Origin of the sequence: Streptacidiphilus albus JL83, assembly GCF_000744705.1 — a bacterium.
Classification (GTDB): domain Bacteria; phylum Actinomycetota; class Actinomycetes; order Streptomycetales; family Streptomycetaceae; genus Streptacidiphilus; species Streptacidiphilus albus.
This window is the reverse complement of record NZ_JQML01000001.1, coordinates 1,084,640-1,102,043: the sequence shown is the minus strand read 5'-3', so window position 1 is coordinate 1,102,043 and position 17,404 is coordinate 1,084,640. Positions and strand designations below refer to the sequence as shown.

At 72.8% G+C, this 17,404-nt stretch carries 20 protein-coding genes and 1 pseudogene; 15 read left to right on the top strand and 6 right to left on the bottom strand.

All coding sequences use genetic code 11. The features are described from left to right. Positions 1–209 precede the first annotated feature (209 nt). The 3 genes from BS75_RS46045 (at position 210) to BS75_RS04745 (ending at position 2,167) form a co-directional block, all read left to right on the top strand. Positions 210–884 (top strand): PadR family transcriptional regulator, encoded by a 675-nt coding sequence (locus BS75_RS46045; RefSeq protein ID WP_081982103.1) that lies wholly within the window; start codon positions 210–212, stop codon positions 882–884. A 348-nt stretch (positions 885–1,232) separates the two neighbouring features. Beyond that, complete coding sequence (locus BS75_RS04750) at positions 1,233–1,793, top strand: Clp protease N-terminal domain-containing protein (protein WP_052069178.1); 561 nt, start codon at positions 1,233–1,235, stop codon at positions 1,791–1,793. 131 nt (positions 1,794–1,924) lie between these two features. Then, positions 1,925–2,167 carry a hypothetical protein gene (locus BS75_RS04745; protein ID WP_152646092.1) on the top strand — a complete coding sequence of 81 codons (243 nt, stop codon included), beginning with the start codon at positions 1,925–1,927 and terminating at the stop codon, positions 2,165–2,167. Between the two features lie 14 nt (positions 2,168–2,181). Here BS75_RS04745 and BS75_RS04740 read toward each other — a convergent pair whose 3' ends face one another. The 3 genes from BS75_RS04740 to BS75_RS04730 all read right to left on the bottom strand — a co-directional run bounded on the left by BS75_RS04740 (position 2,182) and on the right by BS75_RS04730 (position 4,787). Beyond that, positions 2,182–2,400: a hypothetical protein gene (locus BS75_RS04740; protein WP_034087295.1), complete on the bottom strand. Its 219-nt coding sequence runs from the start codon at positions 2,398–2,400 to the stop codon at positions 2,182–2,184. 120 nt (positions 2,401–2,520) lie between these two features. Then, positions 2,521–3,978, bottom strand: coding sequence for a sugar porter family MFS transporter (locus tag BS75_RS04735; protein ID WP_408022517.1), 1,458 nt, complete (start codon positions 3,976–3,978; stop codon positions 2,521–2,523). Between the two features lie 170 nt (positions 3,979–4,148). Beyond that, positions 4,149–4,787 (bottom strand): FMN-binding negative transcriptional regulator, encoded by a 639-nt coding sequence (locus tag BS75_RS04730; RefSeq protein ID WP_034087294.1) that lies wholly within the window; start codon positions 4,785–4,787, stop codon positions 4,149–4,151. Positions 4,788–4,855: 68 nt separating this feature from the next. Here BS75_RS04730 and BS75_RS43190 point away from each other — a divergent pair. From BS75_RS43190 to paaE, 6 genes and pseudogenes are all read left to right on the top strand, one after another. Then, a pseudogene (locus BS75_RS43190) lies at positions 4,856–6,210 on the top strand (aminotransferase class I/II-fold pyridoxal phosphate-dependent enzyme). An 84-nt stretch (positions 6,211–6,294) separates the two neighbouring features. Further along, positions 6,295–7,311: a 1,2-phenylacetyl-CoA epoxidase subunit PaaA gene (gene paaA / locus BS75_RS04720; RefSeq protein ID WP_034087293.1), complete on the top strand. Its 1,017-nt coding sequence runs from the start codon at positions 6,295–6,297 to the stop codon at positions 7,309–7,311. Beyond that, positions 7,308–7,598 carry a 1,2-phenylacetyl-CoA epoxidase subunit PaaB gene (gene paaB / locus BS75_RS04715; protein ID WP_034087292.1) on the top strand — a complete coding sequence of 97 codons (291 nt, stop codon included), beginning with the start codon at positions 7,308–7,310 and terminating at the stop codon, positions 7,596–7,598. Before paaA ends, paaB begins: the two co-directional genes overlap by 4 nt. A gap of 13 nt (positions 7,599–7,611) precedes the next feature. Beyond that, positions 7,612–8,469, top strand: coding sequence for a 1,2-phenylacetyl-CoA epoxidase subunit PaaC (gene paaC, locus BS75_RS04710; protein ID WP_034087291.1), 858 nt, complete (start codon positions 7,612–7,614; stop codon positions 8,467–8,469). Between the two features lie 56 nt (positions 8,470–8,525). Next, complete coding sequence (paaD, locus tag BS75_RS04705) at positions 8,526–8,972, top strand: 1,2-phenylacetyl-CoA epoxidase subunit PaaD (RefSeq protein ID WP_081983204.1); 447 nt, start codon at positions 8,526–8,528, stop codon at positions 8,970–8,972. Next, entirely contained in the window at positions 8,972–10,099 is a 1,128-nt protein-coding gene (paaE, locus tag BS75_RS04700; RefSeq protein WP_034087289.1) for a 1,2-phenylacetyl-CoA epoxidase subunit PaaE, read from the top strand. Before paaD ends, paaE begins: the two co-directional genes overlap by 1 nt. A gap of 52 nt (positions 10,100–10,151) precedes the next feature. Here paaE and BS75_RS04695 read toward each other — a convergent pair whose 3' ends face one another. Both BS75_RS04695 and BS75_RS04690 read right to left on the bottom strand, forming a co-directional pair. Continuing rightward, complete coding sequence (locus BS75_RS04695; RefSeq protein ID WP_034087288.1) at positions 10,152–10,379, bottom strand: DUF5302 domain-containing protein; 228 nt, start codon at positions 10,377–10,379, stop codon at positions 10,152–10,154. A gap of 63 nt (positions 10,380–10,442) precedes the next feature. Further along, positions 10,443–10,973: a MarR family winged helix-turn-helix transcriptional regulator gene (locus tag BS75_RS04690; protein ID WP_081982102.1), complete on the bottom strand. Its 531-nt coding sequence runs from the start codon at positions 10,971–10,973 to the stop codon at positions 10,443–10,445. 99 nt (positions 10,974–11,072) lie between these two features. On the opposite strand from BS75_RS04690, the gene BS75_RS04685 reads away from it, so the two are divergent. The 5 genes from BS75_RS04685 to BS75_RS04665 all read left to right on the top strand — a co-directional run bounded on the left by BS75_RS04685 (position 11,073) and on the right by BS75_RS04665 (position 15,804). Further along, on the top strand, positions 11,073–11,486 hold the full coding sequence (locus BS75_RS04685; protein ID WP_034087287.1) for an organic hydroperoxide resistance protein: 414 nt from the start codon (positions 11,073–11,075) through the stop codon (positions 11,484–11,486). A 434-nt stretch (positions 11,487–11,920) separates the two neighbouring features. Beyond that, positions 11,921–14,365, top strand: coding sequence for a sensor histidine kinase (locus tag BS75_RS04680; RefSeq protein WP_052069177.1), 2,445 nt, complete (start codon positions 11,921–11,923; stop codon positions 14,363–14,365). After that, positions 14,362–14,796, top strand: a complete 435-nt coding sequence (locus BS75_RS04675) for a roadblock/LC7 domain-containing protein (protein WP_034087286.1) — start codon at positions 14,362–14,364, stop codon at positions 14,794–14,796. Before BS75_RS04680 ends, BS75_RS04675 begins: the two co-directional genes overlap by 4 nt. Beyond that, positions 14,793–15,161 (top strand): DUF742 domain-containing protein, encoded by a 369-nt coding sequence (locus BS75_RS04670; RefSeq protein WP_034087285.1) that lies wholly within the window; start codon positions 14,793–14,795, stop codon positions 15,159–15,161. The genes BS75_RS04675 and BS75_RS04670 overlap by 4 nt, the downstream gene beginning before the upstream one ends. Further along, entirely contained in the window at positions 15,145–15,804 is a 660-nt protein-coding gene (locus BS75_RS04665; protein WP_081982101.1) for a GTP-binding protein, read from the top strand. The genes BS75_RS04670 and BS75_RS04665 overlap by 17 nt, the downstream gene beginning before the upstream one ends. 99 nt (positions 15,805–15,903) lie before the next feature. Here BS75_RS04665 and BS75_RS04660 read toward each other — a convergent pair whose 3' ends face one another. Beyond that, positions 15,904–16,233, bottom strand: coding sequence for an STAS domain-containing protein (locus BS75_RS04660; protein WP_034087284.1), 330 nt, complete (start codon positions 16,231–16,233; stop codon positions 15,904–15,906). A 154-nt stretch (positions 16,234–16,387) separates the two neighbouring features. Between BS75_RS04660 and BS75_RS04655 the strand changes: the two genes are divergently transcribed. Continuing rightward, positions 16,388–17,395, top strand: a complete 1,008-nt coding sequence (locus tag BS75_RS04655; protein ID WP_034087283.1) for a ketopantoate reductase family protein — start codon at positions 16,388–16,390, stop codon at positions 17,393–17,395. Positions 17,396–17,404 lie beyond the last annotated feature (9 nt).

Below are 17,404 nucleotides of genomic sequence, written 5' to 3'. Positions count from 1 at the left end.
GCGGAAGGGGGCTATCGAACGTACGGATGGACCAGATCGAGTGGTACTGCGAGCGGATCGAACCAGATCGACTGGGACGTGGACCACATCAACCGGGACGGGACATCGGCGAACCGGAGAGAGGGCTTGCCGAACGAGTACTACCGATATATCGTTGAGGCATCGGGACAGTACGTGTCCCGGGTGTCGTTCATGAAAGGAACGAAATCATGCGATCGGGAATCCCCTTTGATGCAGCTCAGCCCGGCCGGACCGGCCGTGGCGGGCGTGGAGAACGCGGGCACCGGGGCCGTGGCCCCCGCCCGGAGTACCGCGAGGCCTTCGGTGGCTTCGGACCGCCCCCCGGGGGCGGCTTCGGTCCTGGCCCCGGCCCCTTCGGGCCCGGCTTCGGACCCTTCGGCCACGGCGGCGGACCGCGCGGGCGCGGTGGCCGTCACGGTGGCCGGGCGCGCCGCGGCGACGTGCGCGCCTCCATCCTGGCCCTGCTGAAGGACCGCCCCATGCACGGCTACGAGATGATCCGCGAGATCGCGGAGCGCTCCGGCGGCAGCTGGCGGCCCAGTCCGGGCTCGGTCTACCCCACCCTCCAGATGCTGGAGGAGGAGGGCCTCGTGAGTGGCGAGGAGACCGGTGGCAAGCGGCTGTTCAGCCTCACCGAGACGGGCCGTACCGAGGCCGAGGCCGGCCCGGACGCCCCCTGGGAGGAGGCCGGACAGGGCGAGCACTGGGGCGTCGTCCGCGAGTTCGCCCAGGCCGAGGGCGCCGTCCGCGACGCCCTGCGCCAGGTCGTCACGACCGGGACGCCGGAGCAGCGGGCCAAGGCGCTCGCGGTGCTGGCCGACGCCCGCAAGAAGCTCTACCTGATCCTCGCCGAAGAGGTCTGAGGAACGGATCGGTCCGATGTCTGCGATGTCGTCGGAGGCCGGGGGGAGGGCGTGCAGGTGGGGGCGTGCGCCTGGGCGTGCGTTCGTGCGCGGGGGTGGCGAATCATGGCGGAGGGGCCGGCCGGGACTCTGTTCCGGCTGGTCGGCTCCGGGTGGCAAGCCGATACCAGAACACGCGAACTGACGACCGCTCACGCGGACGGTGGGAAGATCGTATCTGTGGGTTGACTGTCGCTCACCCTGCGCAGCAGACTACCGGTGGCAGCGGGCCCCAAGGGTGTCGCTTCCTCCCACCTTCTCCACTTTTCAGCTTCCCCCTCCTTGTCCCTTGACGATGTGGTGGATCACGTGTCACCAGACCTGCACCTGATCGAACTGCGTGAGCCGGTCACGGCCCACGTCGACGCCGGTACGCTCAGCCGAGTCGCCGCCAGGGCCCGACGCCGCGCGGTGCGCGCGGGGGACGGCGAGGTGGACACCGGCCATCTGCTGCACGCACTGCTCGAATCGGACGACCGGGTGCTCGGCCTCGCCGCGCCACTGCCCGCGCAGGCCACCCGGCTGATGGGCTACCTCGTCCAGCGGAGCATCGGCTTCGGCCGTGCCTGGAAGTCGGACGAAGGGGTCGAGCTCCGTCGGCTCGGCGACCACGCCACCCTGCGCTGGAGCACCCCGGCCGAGGACGCGCTGCAGCAGGCGGCCAGAGCCGCGCTGGTGCGCCCGGGCACGGCGGAGGCGGATGCGCTGGACCTGCTCGCCGCGCTGGCGGAGGACCCGCGGAGCCGGGCCACCGAGATCATGCGCGGCGCCGGGGTGGACCCGGAGGCCGTGGCTGCCCGCGTCCGCACCGCGGTCGCGGGCGAGCCGGAGGGCGAGCTGGACGCCGAGGTCCGTTCCGAGGCGGGCTGAGCGGCGTACCTGCACGAGAAGGACGAGGCCCTGCGGGTCCGGGTGGACCGGACCCGCAGGGCCTCGTCGTCCCCGGCTGCCGGGTGCCGCTCCGGGATGCCGGGGCGGAGCCGGGGCAGGATCCTGGAGGCATGAGTGTTCACGAGGGCAGGTCGGTGCAGGTACGGCTGGCGTCGGACGGGGGCGGCGAGGATCTGATCGCCGACGTCTACGAGGGCCCCGGGCTCGGCGAGCTGGCGTCGGTGCCGGTGGTGACGTGGGCGGAGCTGCAGACCGTGATGCGGGAGCACGACGTCCCGGAGGACAGCTGCGGAGTCTCGGAGGAGCTGGGGCAGATCCTGGACCGGAACTCCGCGGCCTCCCAGCGGAGCTAGCCGCAGCCGCCCGGCTACGGGGCGGTGGCCTCGACGACCGAGGACACCAGGTCGGCCGGGACGTGGCGCACGGCGCTGTCCTGCGGCAGCTGCCCGCTGGGCAGCTCGATCGCGACCCAGCCCGGGACCACCCGGACCCGCTCGCTCGCGACGTTCAGCCGGGGGCTGCCCAGCCCGAGCTCGACCGCGCTGCGGAAGTACACGGTGGCGCTGAACCACTTGTCATCGTCCATGCCTCCAGCCTGCACGTGCCCGCACGGCTGCGCGACCGGGACGGGACCGGCTGCTGCGGCGTCCCCGGAACGGGTTGCCGCCGGGGGACGCCGTGCCCCGGCGGCCCGGTTCCGCCGAGCTCAGCCCATCGACTCCAGGGTCCGGCCCTTGGTCTCGCGGACGAAGAAGTAGACGAACGGGATCGACAGCAGGGCGAAGCAGGCGTAGATGACGTAGGTGGCCGAGAGGTTCCAGTCCGACATGGTCGGGAAGCTGACGGTGATGGCCCAGTTGGCGATCCACTGGGCGGAGGCCGCGACCGAGAGCGCCAGCGCCCGGATCCTGTTGGGGAACATCTCGCCGAGCAGGACCCAGACCACCACGCCCCAGGAGAAGGCGAAGCAGAGGACGAAGACGTGGGCGGCGACCAGCGCCACCGTCGCCTGGAGGTTCGGCAGGGTCGCCGTCGTCCCGGTGCCGTGGCGGTAGGAGAAGGCCCAGGCGGCGACGCCGAGGGCGACGGCCATCCCGGCCGAGCCGGCCAGTGCCAGCGGGCGGCGGCCGACCCGGTCGACCAGGACCACCGCGATGACCGTGCCGACGATGTTGACCAGCGAGGTGGAGACGCTGATCAGCAGCGAGTTGCTGGCGTTGATGCCGACCGACTGCCAGAGCAGCGAGGAGTAGTAGAAGATCACGTTGATGCCGACGAACTGCTGGAACACCGAGGCGCCGATGCCGATCCAGACGATGGGCATCAGGCCGAACCGGCCGCCGAGGAGGTCCCGCAGGGTGCTCTTGTGCTCCGAGTGGATGACGGTGCGGATCTCGTCGATCCGGGCGTCGAGGTCGGTGCCCGGGTCCTCCAGGTCGGCCAGGATCGCGCGGGCGCGGTCCGGCTTGCCCGCGGAGATCAGGAAGCGGGGGGACTCCGGGATGGCGAAGGACATCAGGAAGTAGATGAGCGCCGGGATGGTCTCCACCCCGAGCATCCACTGCCAGGCCTGGATGCCGGCGATGTGGTCGTTGGGGCTGCCGCCGGCGCCCTCGTTGAGCGCGTAGTTGACCAGCTGGGAGATGAAGATCCCGAGCACGATCGCGGCCTGCTGGAAGGAGGCGAGCCGTCCGCGCACCGCGGCCGGGGCGACCTCGGCGATGTAGGCGGGGGCGATCACCGAGGCCATGCCGATGGCGAGGCCGCCGATCACGCGCCAGGTGCCGAGGACCCACATGTTCGGCGGGAACATCGACCCGGCGCCGCTGATGGCGAAGAGGATGCCGGCGATCTGCATGACCTTGATCCGGCCGATCCGGTCGGCCATGGTCCCGGCGCAGGCCGCGCCGACCGCCGAGCCGAGCAGGGCGGAGGAGACGACCAGTGCGGTCTCGCCGTTGCCGACCTTGAAGTGGTGCTGGATGCCGGTCACGGCACCGCTGATCACCGAGCTGTCGTAGCCGAAGAGGAAGCCGCCCATGGCGGCGGCGGCTGCGATGAAGATGATGTGCCCGAGATTGGCCTCTCCGGCCGGTGGGGTCTTCGTCGTACTGGACAGTGGAGGCTCCCGGGGTGTGCTGCGGGCCGCCGGTGGCAGCGGCACCGGACTGGTGTGGTCCGTCCGGCCAGCCTAGGAACGCCGGGTCCGAAGGGCCTGCGGCGCGACCGTGGGCTGGGCCGTCCGAGGGACCGCCTGCCCCGGACGGTCCAGCGCACACCTCCCGCCGGTGGACTGACGCACCGTCGGCCCGCCGCGCCACTGCCGACGCACCGTCAGGAGCCGGAGCGGGCGTCCCGGCGGCGCAGCAGCTGCTCGCGGGCGCCGCCGTCGCGCGGGCGTCCGCGCTCGGCCAGCCGCTCGGCGACGGAGGTCTGCGTCCCGGTGTCCTTCTTGTCGTCGTACTTGAACTTCGGCCGTACCTCGGTCAGGGCGAGGCGCAGGCCGCGGATTCCGGAGAGCATCCGTCCGAAGGGCGCCTGTCCCGGCACGATCGGGGCCAGCGGGGTCTCCGGCTGGAAGCGGGCGAGCTGCAGGTCCAGCAGGGCCGCCTTCTCCGCCGGGTCGTCGATGACGGTGGCGGTGCCGACCAGGTGGACCGAGGCGTAGTAGGCGGTGGGCACGCCGTGCTCGGGCGGGGTGTCGGCCGGGGGCCGCCAGGGGCCGGGGACGAACGCGTCGTCGTCGGTCACCGCCAGGGTGAGCCGCGGGTTCGCCTCGATCGCGGCCCAGACCGGGTTGGGGCGGGCGAGGTGGAGCAGCACCTCGTCGCCGCCGGTGTAGAGGAAGGGCGTGGGGACGAGGACGGGCGCGCCGCCGTCGGTACCGTTGGCGGCGAGCAGGCCGAAGTCGCGGGTCGACAGCCAGTCGCGCCACTCCTGGTCGGCTCCCCGGTCCCAGGGGTTGATCAGCACGGGGACTCCTCTCGGTGTTCGGCGTCCGGTATTTGACAGCCACTATGTACTAGTTCATAGTCTCGTTTGTGCTAGGAGAATATCGGATCAGCGGGCGGCGTGCCACAGAGATCACCGCCGACATCGAACAGGCCGTCGAGAGCGGCGCGTTGCAGCCGGGGGAGGCGCTGCCCGCGCTCCGCGACCTGGCGGCCGAACTCGGCGTCAACCCCAACACCGTCGCCGCCGCCTACCGGACGCTGCGGGACCGGGGAGTGATCGAGACCGCCGGACGGCGCGGCAGCCGGATCCGTCCCCGGCTCGCGCTCACCCCCCGCGACGCGGTCCGGCTGGCGGTGCCCGAGGGGGCCCGCGACCTCGCCGGCGGCAACCCCGACACCGCCCTGCTGCCCGACCTGGAGAGCGCGGTCCACCAGGCCGCCCTGGCCCACGCGGCCCACCCGGTGCTCTACGGGGGGCCGGCCCTCGACCCCGGGCTCGGCGACCTGGCCGCGCGCTCCTTCGCGGCCGACCTGCCGCCGGTGCCGGGCGGCCGGCCGATCGCGGTGGCCTCGGGCTCGCTCGACGCCATCGAACGGCTCTTCCTCGCCCGGCTGCGCCCCGGCGACCTGGTCGCCGTCGAGGACCCGGGCTGGGGCAGCCTGCTCGACCTGCTGCCGGCGCTCGGACTGAAACCGCTGCCGATGGCCGTCGACGACGAGGGCCCGCTCCCGGCCGACCTGGCCGCCGCACTGGAGGCCGGTGTGCGGGCCGTGGTGGTCACCAGCCGGGCGCAGAACCCCACCGGCGCGGCGGTCACCGCCCGCCGCGCGGCCGAACTGCGGGAGTTGCTCGCCGCGCACCCCGGCGTCCTGCTGATCGAGGACGACCACGGCCACGGCATCGTCGACCTGCCCTGCCACCTGCTCTGCGCGGGGCCGGACGGCCGGCCGACCACCGCCCACTGGGCGCTGCTCCGGTCGGCCGCCAAGTCCCTGGGCCCGGACCTGCGGGTCGCCGTGCTGACCGGTGACCCGGAGACGCTGGACCGGGTGCGCGGGCGCCAGCGGCTCGGCGCCGGCTGGGTGAGCCACCTGCTGCAGCGCACGGTCGCGGCGCTCTGGGCCGCCGAGGACACCGCCCCGGCCGCCGCCGCGTACCGGGCCCGGCGCGACGGGCTGCTCGCGGAGCTGGCCGCGCGCGGGGTGCGGGCGTACGGGCGCAGCGGGCTGAACGTCTGGATCCCGGTCCCGGACGAGACCGCCGTCGTGGCGGGGCTGCTCCAGCGCGGCTGGGCGGTGGCGCCGGGGCCCGGTTCCGGCTGGGCTCGCCGCCGGGGGTGCGGGTGACCGTCTCCACCCTGGCCGAGGCCGACCTGCCCGGTCTGGCGGAGGCCGTCGCCACCGTGCTGCGGGTCCGCGGGGGTGATGTCCGGGGGGTCTGAGCTGCGCCGGGCCGGCCGGCTCTTGAGTACCGACCGACCGTTCGGTAGTCTTGAGTCAGACAGCCTGCCCAGGGAGTGACACCCATGCCCGCAGCGGAGACACCGGCGGCGACCCGCGCCGCAGAGCCGGACGGCGAAGCGCGCTTCGACGACCTCCTCGCCCGTGACCAGCGCATCGAGCCCCGGGACTGGATGCCCGAGGGCTACCGGGCCACGCTGGTCCGGCAGATCGCCCAGCACGCCCACTCCGAGATCATCGGGATGCAGCCGGAGGGGGAGTGGATCACCCGGGCCCCCTCACTGCGCCGCAAGGCCATCCTCTTCGCCAAGGTCCAGGACGAGGCCGGACACGGCCTCTACCTCTACTCCGCCGCCGAGACCCTGGGCGCGGACCGGGGGGACCTGACCGAGCGGCTGATCAGCGGCCGGCAGAAGTACTCCTCGATCTTCAACTACCCGACCCTGAGCTTCGCCGACGTCGGCGTCATCGGCTGGTTCGTCGACGGCGCCGCCATCTGCAACCAGGTGCCGCTCTGCCGCAGCTCCTACGGTCCCTATGCCAGGGCCATGGTCCGGATCTGCAAGGAGGAGTCCTTCCACCAGCGGCAGGGCTACGAGCTGCTGCTGACCATGATGAGCGGCAGCGCCGGCCAGCGGGCGGCCGTCCAGGACGCGGTGGACCGCTGGTGGTGGCCCTCGCTGATGATGTTCGGGCCGCCGGACGGCGACTCGCCCAACAGCGCCCGGTCCATGGCCTGGCGGATCAAGCGCCACAGCAACGACGAACTGCGGCAGCGCTTCGTCGACATGACCGTCCCGCAGGCCCAGCGCCTGGGCGTGCAGCTGCCGGACCCGGAACTCCAGTGGAACGAGCAGCGCGAGAGCTGGGACTTCGGCACCCCCGACTGGAGCGAGCTGCAGCGGGTGATCACCGGCGACGGGCCCTGCAACACCGCCCGGGTCGAACGCCGGCGGCAGGCCCACGAGGAGGGCGCGTGGGTGCGCGAGGCCGCAGCGGCGCACGCCGCGCGCCGCGCGCGGGCGGCGTCACCGGAAACGCCCGCCGAAGGCAGCACTGCGACACGAGAGGCAACGCCATGACCGCCCGCTCCGAGTGGCCGCTCTACGAGGTGTTCGTGCGCGGCAAGCGCGGACTCAACCACGTCCACGTCGGCTCGCTGCACGCCCCCGACGAGCGGATGGCGCTCACCAACGCCCGCGACCTCTACACCCGTCGCAACGAGGGCGTCAGCATCTGGGTCGTCCGCTCCGAGGCCATCACCGCCTCCACCCCGGACGAGCGCGACTCCTTCTTCGACCCCAGCGGCGACAAGGTCTACCGCCACCCCACCTTCTACGCCATCCCCGACGACATCCCGCACATCTGACGAGCAGGCGGCCATGACCGACGACCACGTCTACCTCTCCCTCGCCGAGGCTCCGGCCGAGGGCGACACCCGCTGGGCCTTCGGGACCGGCTTCGAGGACCCGCTGCACGGCGTCGACACCGCGCTGCCGCCCGGCATCGACCCGGCGGCGGTCGCGGCGCTCTGCCTGGCCCTCGGCGACGACGCCCTCGTCGCCGCCCAGCGGCTCGCCGAATGGTGCACCCGCGCCCCGGAGCTGGAGGAGGAGGTGGCCCTCGCCAACATCGGCCTGGACCTCCTCGGCCAGGCCCGGCTGCTGCTGGCCCGGGCCGGCCAGGCCGAGGGCCGGGGCCGGGACGAGGACGCCCTGGCCTACTTCCGCGAGCCCGCGGAGTTCCGCAACGTCCACCTGGTCGAGCTGCCCAACGGCGACTTCGCCGAGTGCGTCGCCCGGCTGCTGCTCTTCTCCAGCTGGCGGCTCGCGCGGTTCCAGGCGCTGACGGCACACCCCGACCCGGTGCTGGCCGCCGTCGCGGCCAAGGGCGTCAGTGAACTCGCCTACCACCGCGACCACGCCGCGCAGTGGACGGTGCGGCTGGGCGACGGCACCGAGGAGTCGCGCCGGCGGATGCGGCAGGCGCTGGCGCAGGTCTGGCCCCACCGGCAGGAACTGCTGACCGAACTGGAGCAGTCGGCCGGGGCCGGGGCGCGGGCCGAGGTCGAACAGACGCTGCTGCGGGTGCTGGAGGCGGCCGGGCTCGACCTGCCCGCCGAGGCCGATGCGGCCGTGGAGGCCGGCTCGGGACGGGACGGGCAGCACACCCCGCACCTGGCCGGACTGCTCGCCGAACTCCAGTCCGTGGCCCGGGCCGACCCGGAGGCGACGTGGTGACCCTGCAGGAACTCGCCCGCGACACCGCCGCCCAGGTGGTGGACCCGGAGCTGCCCATGGTCAGCCTCGCCGAACTCGGCGTGCTGCGCGAGGTGGACGTGGCCGCCGACGGCGGAGTCACCGTCGGCCTGGCGCCCACCTACAGCGGCTGCCCGGCGCTGGCCGAGATGCGCGCCGACGTCGACGCCGCGCTGCGGGCGGCCGGGTTCACCCGGGTCGCGGTCCGCACCGTGCTCGACCCGCCGTGGACCACGGACTGGATCACCCCCGAGGGCCGGGCCAAGCTGGCCGCCCACGGCATCGCCCCGCCCGGTGCCGCGCCCCGGCGCGCGCCCGGCGCCCCGGTCCCGCTGGCGCTGACGCCCACCCGGACCCTGGTCAGCTGTCCCCGCTGCGGTTCCGCGGACACCGAGGAGACCAGCCGTTTCTCCGGCACGGCCTGCAAGGCGCTGCGCCGCTGCCGCAGCTGCCTGGAGCCGTTCGAACAGGTCAAGGAGCTGTGATGGCAGGCACGACCGAGTCCCGCACCACCACGTCGGTGGAGCCCGGCGCCCGGGCGGCCAAGCACCGCTGGCACACGCTGCGGGTCGCCGCGATCGAGCCGCTGTGCGCGGACGCCGCGGCGGTGGCCTTCGACGTCCCCGAGGAGCTGGCCGCGGAGTTCGCGTTCCGTCCCGGACAGTCGCTGACCCTGCGCCGCGAGGTCGACGGGCGGGACGAGCGGCGCTCGTACTCGATCTGCGCGCCGCTGGGCGGGGCGCTGCGGATCGGGGTCAGGGAGGTGCCCGGCGGGCTGTTCTCCAACTGGCTGCTGCACGGGCTGCAGGTCGGCGACACGGTGGAGGTGCTGCCGCCGCTCGGCCGGTTCACCCCGGACCTGAGCCGCCCGGCGCACCACGCGCTGGTCGCGGCCGGCTCCGGGATCACCCCGGTGCTGTCGATCGCCGCGTCCGCACTCGACGTGCCCGGCTCGCGGGTCACCCTGTTCTACGGCAACCGGCGCAGCGACACGGTCATGTTCGCGGACGAGCTGGCCGATCTGAAGGACCGTCACCTCGACCGCTTCCAGCTGGTCCACGTGCTCTCGAGGGAGCCGCGCGAGGCGGAGCTGTTCAGCGGACGGCTGGACCGCGACCGGCTGACCGCGCTGATCGGCGCGCTGGTGGAGGTCGGCGACGTGGACGGCTGGTGGCTCTGCGGGCCGCTCGGCCTGGTCGAGGACGCCTGCGCGGCGCTGGACGGCGCGGGGGTGCCGGCCGACCGGGTCCACCGCGAGCTCTTCTACGCCGACGAGGACGCCGCCGGGGGCGCGCTGCCGACGCTGCGTCACCTGGAGCCGGAGCCGACCGGGCCCTCGGCCCGGTTGACGGTGCGGCTGGACGGCCGGGAGACCACGCTCGACCTGCCGAGCGGCACCACCGTGCTGGAGGGGGCGCAGCGGGTCCGCCCGGACCTGCCGTTCGCCTGCAAGGGCGGGGTCTGCGGCACCTGCCGGGCGCTGCTGGTCGACGGCGAGGCCCGGATGCGGCGCAACTTCGCCCTGGAGAAGGAGGAGCTGGCAGCGGGCTACCTGCTCACCTGCCAGACCGAACTGCTGTCGGAGCAGGCCGTCGTCGACTTCGACCGGTGACAGCGGACCGGTGACGGTCGGCCGTCGGCGTCGAGGACGGCCCGCCTCGGGATCAGCCGCTCTTGCGCCGGAAGTCGCGCTGCCCGCCGGACTTGGCGTGGGTGCCATGGACCTTGGACTGGTCCGTGCCGCCCGCGCCGGCCGCGGCGTCGCCCTGCGGACCGCGCTTGCGGTCCAGGGCCTCACGGAACTTGCGCTTCAGGTCGTCCTGAGGGCTCTGGTGCTCGGGGGCGTCGGTTGCCTCGGTGTTCTCGGCGGCGTCGGCTGCGTCATCGGCCATGGGGACCTCCTGTGTCTGGCGATTGCAGGCACAGTCTGACACGGGTTCGGGTACCCCGATCGATCATTCCCCGCCGGTCGGCCGGACCGCGCCGTCCAGCCGTTCGGTGAGGTTCAGCAGCATCGTGTGCAGGCTGCGCAGATCCTGGGGGTCGAGACCGGTGCCGGCGGCGATCTGCCGGGGCACGTCGCGGGCGCGCAGCCGCAGCGCCGCGCCCGCGGCGGTCGGCCGGACGATGACCGAACGCTCGTCGGCGGAGCTGCGCTCGCGCCGGACCAGCCCCGCCGCCTCCAGCCGCTTCAGCAGCGGCGAGAGCGTGCCGGAGTCCAGTCGCAGCAGTTCACCCATCCGTTTGACCGGCAGTTCGCCGTGCTCCCAGAGCGTGAGCATGGCCAGGTACTGCGGGTACGTCAGGTCCAGATCGCGCAGCGCTTCGCGGTAGACCGCGCCGAAGGCACGGGAGGCGCTGTGCAGGGCGAAGCAGACCTGGTGCTCCAGCCGGAGCAGGTCCTCCGCGTCCCCGGTCGCGTCCCCGGCTCCCGCTCCGACTCCGTCACCGGGTCCGTCTGTGGTCGGGTCTGTGGCGATCGTCATGCTTTCAGTCTACTACTGAGTTGTGTGCAATTGAGTTGTGTGCTGCTAGTGTGAAGGAGAACCCGGCGCCCACGACCGGCCCACGAGAAGGGGATCACCATGGACGTGCTCTACACCGCTGTCGCCACCGCCAATGGACGTGAGGGCCGTGCCGTCAGCTCCGACGGCCTGCTCGACGTCACCCTCGCCCCGCCGAAGTCGCTGGGCGGCAACGGTCAGGGCACCAACCCCGAGCAGCTGTTCGCCGCCGGCTACGCGGCCTGCTTCGCCAGCGCCCTGAGCGTGGTCGGCCGGGCGGCGAAGGTCGACACCAGCGAGGCCTCGGTCACGGCCGAGGTGAGCATCGGCGGCAACGGCCGGGGCGGCTACGGCCTGGCCGTCGTGCTGCGGGTCGAGCTCCCGGTCGAGCTCCAGGGCGAGTCCGGCCGCGCCCTGGTCGAGCAGGCGCACCAGGTGTGCCCGTACTCCAACGCCACCCGCGGCAACATCGAGGTCGAGCTCGTCGTCGAGTAGTCGTCGTCGGGCGGCGCGTCAACGAAGCGCGCGGCGGCCGCCCCCCGGGGCCGGGCCGGGGCGGAACGGACGGATGTCCGAGCCGCTCCGGCCTTTTCCGTTCCCGGGCGGCCGAATATGCCGGTCAAATGCCACGGTCGAAGGCCTGCGCGAACGGCGGCGAAACGTTCGCCCCCGATTGACGTTCACTGGAAAGAATTGATATCGGTCGAACACCGCTCGGACAGCGCGAATGCGTGGGTAGGGTGTGGTCTGTTGATTTTTCGGGCCCTGCGGGACCGAAGGGGCGGGCGTTCCCGCAAGCAGGGTCCGGCGACGGCAACAGACCCGCCGGAGGAAAAGTGAATGTGACCAGGCAGGCGTTAAAAGTACGTGAGCCGGCAGGTGAAATCAAGCATGGGCCGCCGCGCAGACGGGGCCGTATTTGGAATTCGGTGGTCGCGCCGGTCACCATCAGGGCGAAACTCATTCGCATTCTGCTGATCGCGCTCGCCCTGGTGATGTCGTTGACGGGAGTGGTCGCGGCACAGCAGCTCTCGACCGACCGGCAGGCGTCCTCGACGGTGCAGGAGGTCAAGGTCCTCATCTCGCTCCAGAGCTTCGTCCACGAGATGCAGAAGGAGCGCGGACTCAGCAACGGCGTCGCCAGCGGGACCACCTCCTTCTGGCCCCAGCTGCGGGTCCAGCGCAAGGCCACCGACGCCAAGCTGGCGGCGGTGCAGGCACTGATCGCCGGTCGGCACGACGCCGCCTCCGACCAGGCGCGCCAGGGGCTGCTCCAGGTGCAGGGGCTGTACCCGATCCGGCAGGCCCTCGACGACGGCAATGCCGACGTGATCACCACGTACAACTACTTCACCACCACCAACAAGTCGCTGACCGGACTCACCCTGGGGCTGGAGCAGGCCCAGGACCCGGCGCTGCGCAACGGCATCCAGGCGCTGCTGGCCCTCGGCAACGCCAAGGAGGCCACCGGTGAGGAACGCGCGCTGATGACCGGTTCGCTGCCGCTCGGGCACTTCCCCAGCGACTGGTACACCGAGTTCACCGAGGCCCGGGCCAACCGGCTGTCCGGCCTGGACCAGGTCCGGCTGTGGGCCACGCCCGCGCAGGAGGCCCAGGTCGACGCCATCTGGGGCCGGCCCTACGCCCAGCAGATGGCGCTCTGGGACCTGATGGCCACCCAGGGCGGCGGCAGGCTGAGCGAGAAGGCCATCCCCAGCCAGGCCTGGTACAACGCCCTCACGCTGACCGTCAACGACATGCGTACCGTCCAGGTCGCCTTCGGCAACGAGATCACCGCGCGGGCCCAGGTGCTGCAGGCGGACGCCCGGCGGACGCTGGTGCTCTACGGCCTGCTCGCGCTGTTCGTCTTCGCGCTGCTCGGCACCCTGGCCGTGGCCTGCATCCGGTCCATCTCCGGTCCGCTGGCCCAACTCGCCCAGGAGGCCGGGGAGATCGCCACCGGACGGCTGCCCGGGGCGGTCGCCCGGGTGCAGGAGGGCGGCGGCGAGCAGCAACCGCCGCAGCCGGTCGCGGTGCCCAGGCGCGCCGGGGTCGAGGTCCGGCTGGTCGCCGAGGCCTTCGACCAGGTGCAGCGGGTCGCCTTCGACCTGGCCACCGAGCAGACCGTGCTGCGCCGCAACACCACCGACTCGCTGGTCAACCTCGGCCGCCGGAACCAGAACCTGGTCCGCCGCCAGATCGGCTTCATCAACAAGCTGGAGCACGAGGACGCCGATCCGGCGCAGCTCGCCAACCTCTTCGAGCTGGACCACCTGGCCACCCGCATGCGACGCAACGCCGAGTCCCTCCTGGTGCTGGCAGGAGAGACGAGCCCGCGTCCGTGGGCGACCGCGCTGACCGTCACCGACGTGATCCGGGCCGCGCTGTCCGAGGTGGAGGAGTACCGCCGGGTGACGCTCCGCCGGGTCGACCCGGTGAAGGTCACCGGTGCGGTCGTGGCCGAGGTCGCGCACCTGCTGGCCGAGCTGGTCGAGAACGCGCTCAGCTTCTCCCCGCCCGACGTCGACGTCGAGATCGAGGGCCGGCGCACCAGTGCCGGGTACCTGATCGCCATCGTCGACCACGGTCTGGGCATGGGCACCGAGGCGATCGCCGAGGCCAATGTCCGGCTCTCCGGCACGGCCAGCTTCATGGCCGAACCGACCCGCTTCCTGGGTCACTACGTGTGCGGTGCGCTGGCGCGCCGGCACGGCATCGAGGTCCGCCTGGGAGACGCCCCGGCCGCCGGTGTGGTGGCCCGGGTACTGCTCCCCAACGCCCTGCTCGCAGAGGGGTCCACCGTGGACAGTGCGCGTGACTCGGTGCCCGACTGGGCCGGTCGGCCACTGCCGGCGGACGACGCCCCCGAGCTCCAGCGGGAGATCGACACCGGCACGCTGCCGCCGATCCGCACCTCCGCCAGGCTCGGCAGCGAGTACAGCATCGGCCGGCCCGACCCGGACCTGGCGCCCGCCGCCGCAGCCGGGAAGGCCGCGTCGGTCGTCCCGCCGCGCGGCGCCTACGAGGACATGGTCGGCGCCGGCGCGCGCGGCGCCTCGGCCGCCCGGACCCGCAACGGACTGGTCAAGCGGCCCAAGCGGACCTCGATCCCGTCCGCGGTCACCGAGGCCTCCGGCCGCTGGCAGGCCGGCGAGGAGCGGACCCCGGAGCGCAGCCCGGAGGACGTCCGGTCGATGCTCTCCTCCTTCCACTCCGCGCACCAGCGCGGCGAGCAGATCGTCGGATCGGCCGCGCCGATGCTGTCGGTCCCCGCCGAGCCGCGCGGTGAGACCGAGGCCCGGAGCGAGACCGAGGCCGTGTCCCCGATCGAGAGCGAGACCCCGCCCGCCACCGACGGAAAGGCAACACCATGAGTGTGCCCACCAGCACCCACTCCTCCGGGACCCAGACCTTCAACTGGCTGCTCGCCAACTTCGTCCGGAACACGGACGGGGTCAGGGACGCCATCGCGGTCTCCTCCGACGGGCTGCTGATCGCGGTCTCCGAGGGGCTGGGCCGCACCGACGCCGACCACCTGTCGGCCGTCGTCTCCGGCCTGGCCAGCCTGGCCCGCAGTGCCTCCCGGCGCTACGACTTCGACGGGATGAAGCTGCTGATGATCGAGATGCGGCGGGGCTTCCTGCTGGTCTCGGCCGTCCGGGACGGCAGTTGCGTGGGCGTGCTGGCGGACAGCAAGGCCGAACTCGGGCTCATCGGCTACGAGATCGCCGTGCTCGCCGAGCGCGCCGGCGACCTGCTGACGCCCTCCCTGATCGCCGACCTGAGGCAGGCCCTGCCGCGATGAACGAGGAGGAGCGGTACGGCGGCGGCGGTGCCGAGCGGGAGCTGGACGAGATGTTCGTCCGCCCCTTCATCATGACCGGCGGGCGGGTCCGCCCGATGCAGGACGACCTTCGGCTGGAGACCCTGGTCACGGCGGTCCCCGGGGCGCTCTTCGCGCCACTGGAGTTCGAGCGGCGGCGGATCGTCACCCTGTGCCAGACAGCGCAGTCCGTCGCCGAGGTGGCCGCCGGCATCGGCGTACCGCTCGGCGTGGCCAGGGTGCTGATCGGCGACCTGGTCGCGGCCGACCTGCTGGCCTGCCACCAGCCCAGGGAAGTCCCGCTCGCTGTGATGGAAAGGATCAGGGACCATGTCCGGGCGCTTTGAGAACCGCAACAACCGGGACCGCAACCGGGGACACCACGGGAGCCAGACCCGGGAGCCGTCCCCCGAGGTGGTGCCGACGGCAGCCAAGATCGTCGTCAGCGGCGGGCTGGGCGTCGGCAAGACCACGTTCGTCGGCACGATCTCCGAGATCGAGCCGCTGGACACCGAGGCCGCCATCACCGAGGTCTCGGTGGGCGTGGACTCGCTGGCCGGGGTCGAGGGCAAGACCACGACCACGGTCGCGCTCGACTTCGGCCGGATCACCCTCGACGCCTCGCTGGTGCTGTACCTGTTCGGAACGCCCGGGCAGGACCGATTCTCCTTCCTCTGGGACGACCTGGTGGAGGGGGCGCTGGGCACCGTGGTGCTGGCGGACACCCGGCGGATCGAGGACTCCTTCCCGGCCGTCGACTACTTCGAGGAGCGCGCCGCCCCGTTCGTGCTGGCGGTCAACCACTTCGAGGGGGCCGACACCTTCGAGCTGGAGGAGGTCCGCGAGGCGCTGGGGCTGAGCGACGACGTCCCGGTCGTCTACTGCGACGCGCGGGAGCGCTCGTCGGTGAAGGGGGTGCTGGTCGCGCTGATGGACCAGGTGATCAACCGGCACCTGCAGAAGCAGCAGCGGGTGGGGGCGATGGCCTAGCCGATCGTCCGGCACCGCCGACGGCGGGCTCCGGACCGGTAACGGATCCGGACCCCGCCGTCGCGGTGCGTCCGTGGTTCCCTCCGGGGACCGCCGCCGTCACTGGGCGGAGCGGCCCGGCGGGCAGAGCAGCCGGTCGAGCTTGGCGACCCGCAGGATCCGCTCCAACGGCGGCCGGATCTGGTCGAGGTGCAGCAGGACGTGCTGGTCGGCGGCGTGCAGGGCGGCTGCGATCAGTGCGCTGAGGCCGCCGGAGTCGCAGAACCCGAGCAGCGCGACATCGACGACGATGCGCTCGACGGCGGGGTGGGCCAGGGCGGTGGTGACAGCGGAATCCAACTCCGCAGCCGTGGTCCGGTCGAGCTCACCGGCGAGCATGAGGTGCGCCGTACCCGGTCCGTCCAGGACGAGTACGGTCAGACGGGACATGCCGGTCAACCTTGCCCCCTTCCAACTATGTGGGGCATCAAGGTAGTTGCCGTTTTGACGGTCCGAATACATCATCTTCACGTTTCCCAGGAAACCGTGTTCCAGTCGTTACCCGGAGTGGTGGTGGAACCGCCGGGACTGGGATGATCCCGGCATGCGCTACATCATCATCGGGGCGGGTGCCGTGGGCGGCACCATCGGCGGACGGCTGTACGAGAGCGGGCAGCAGGTGGTGCTGGTGGCCCGGGGCGCGCACTACGCCGCGCTGCGCGACCGCGGACTGCGGCTGGTCACCCCCGAGGGCGCGCGGACCCTCGACATCCCGGCCGCGGACGGCCCGGACGCGCTGCGGCTCCGCGCCGACGACGTGCTCGTCCTCGCGGTGAAGTCCCAGGACACGGCGGCCGTGCTGGAGCAGTGGGGCCAGGCCCCGGTCGGCGACGGCATCGCCGCGGACCTGCTGCCGCTGGTCTGCGCCCAGAACGGGGTGGAGAACGAGCGCGTGGCGCTGCGCACCTTCCGCCGGGTCTACGGACTCTGCGTCTGGCTGCCGGCCAGCCACCTGGAGCCGGGCGTGGTGGCCGCCCACACCGCCCCGCTCAGCGGCATCCTCACCGTCGGCCGCTATCCGCACGGCACCGACCCGCTGATCGAGCAGATCGCGGCGGACCTGGCCGCGAGCGTCTTCGCGGCCCCGGTCGTCCCGGACGTGATGCGCTGGAAGTACGGCAAGCTGCTGAACAACCTCGGCAACGCCCTGGACGCGGTCCTCGGCCGGGATCCGGACAAGGACCAACTGCTCGACCTGCTCTACCGGCGCGCCCGGGCCGAGGGCGAGGCGGCACTGGCGGCGGCCGGGATCGCCTTCACCGACGAGGACGAGCGCCGCGCGGTGCAGCGCGACCGGATGGACGTGGTCCCGGTGGAGGGCGTGCTCCGGGCCGGCGGCTCCACCTGGCAGAGCCTGGCCCGGGGCACCGGCGCGACCGAGGCGGACTACCTCAACGGCGAGATCGCGCTGCTGGGACGCCGGTTCGGCGTCCCCACGCCGGTGAACGACCTGCTGCAGCGGATCGCCGTCCGCTTCGCCCGCGAGCGCCGCGCGCCGGGCAGCATGACCACGGCCGAGCTGGAGGCCCTGGCCGCCGCCCTGCCGGAGTGAGCCGGGGCC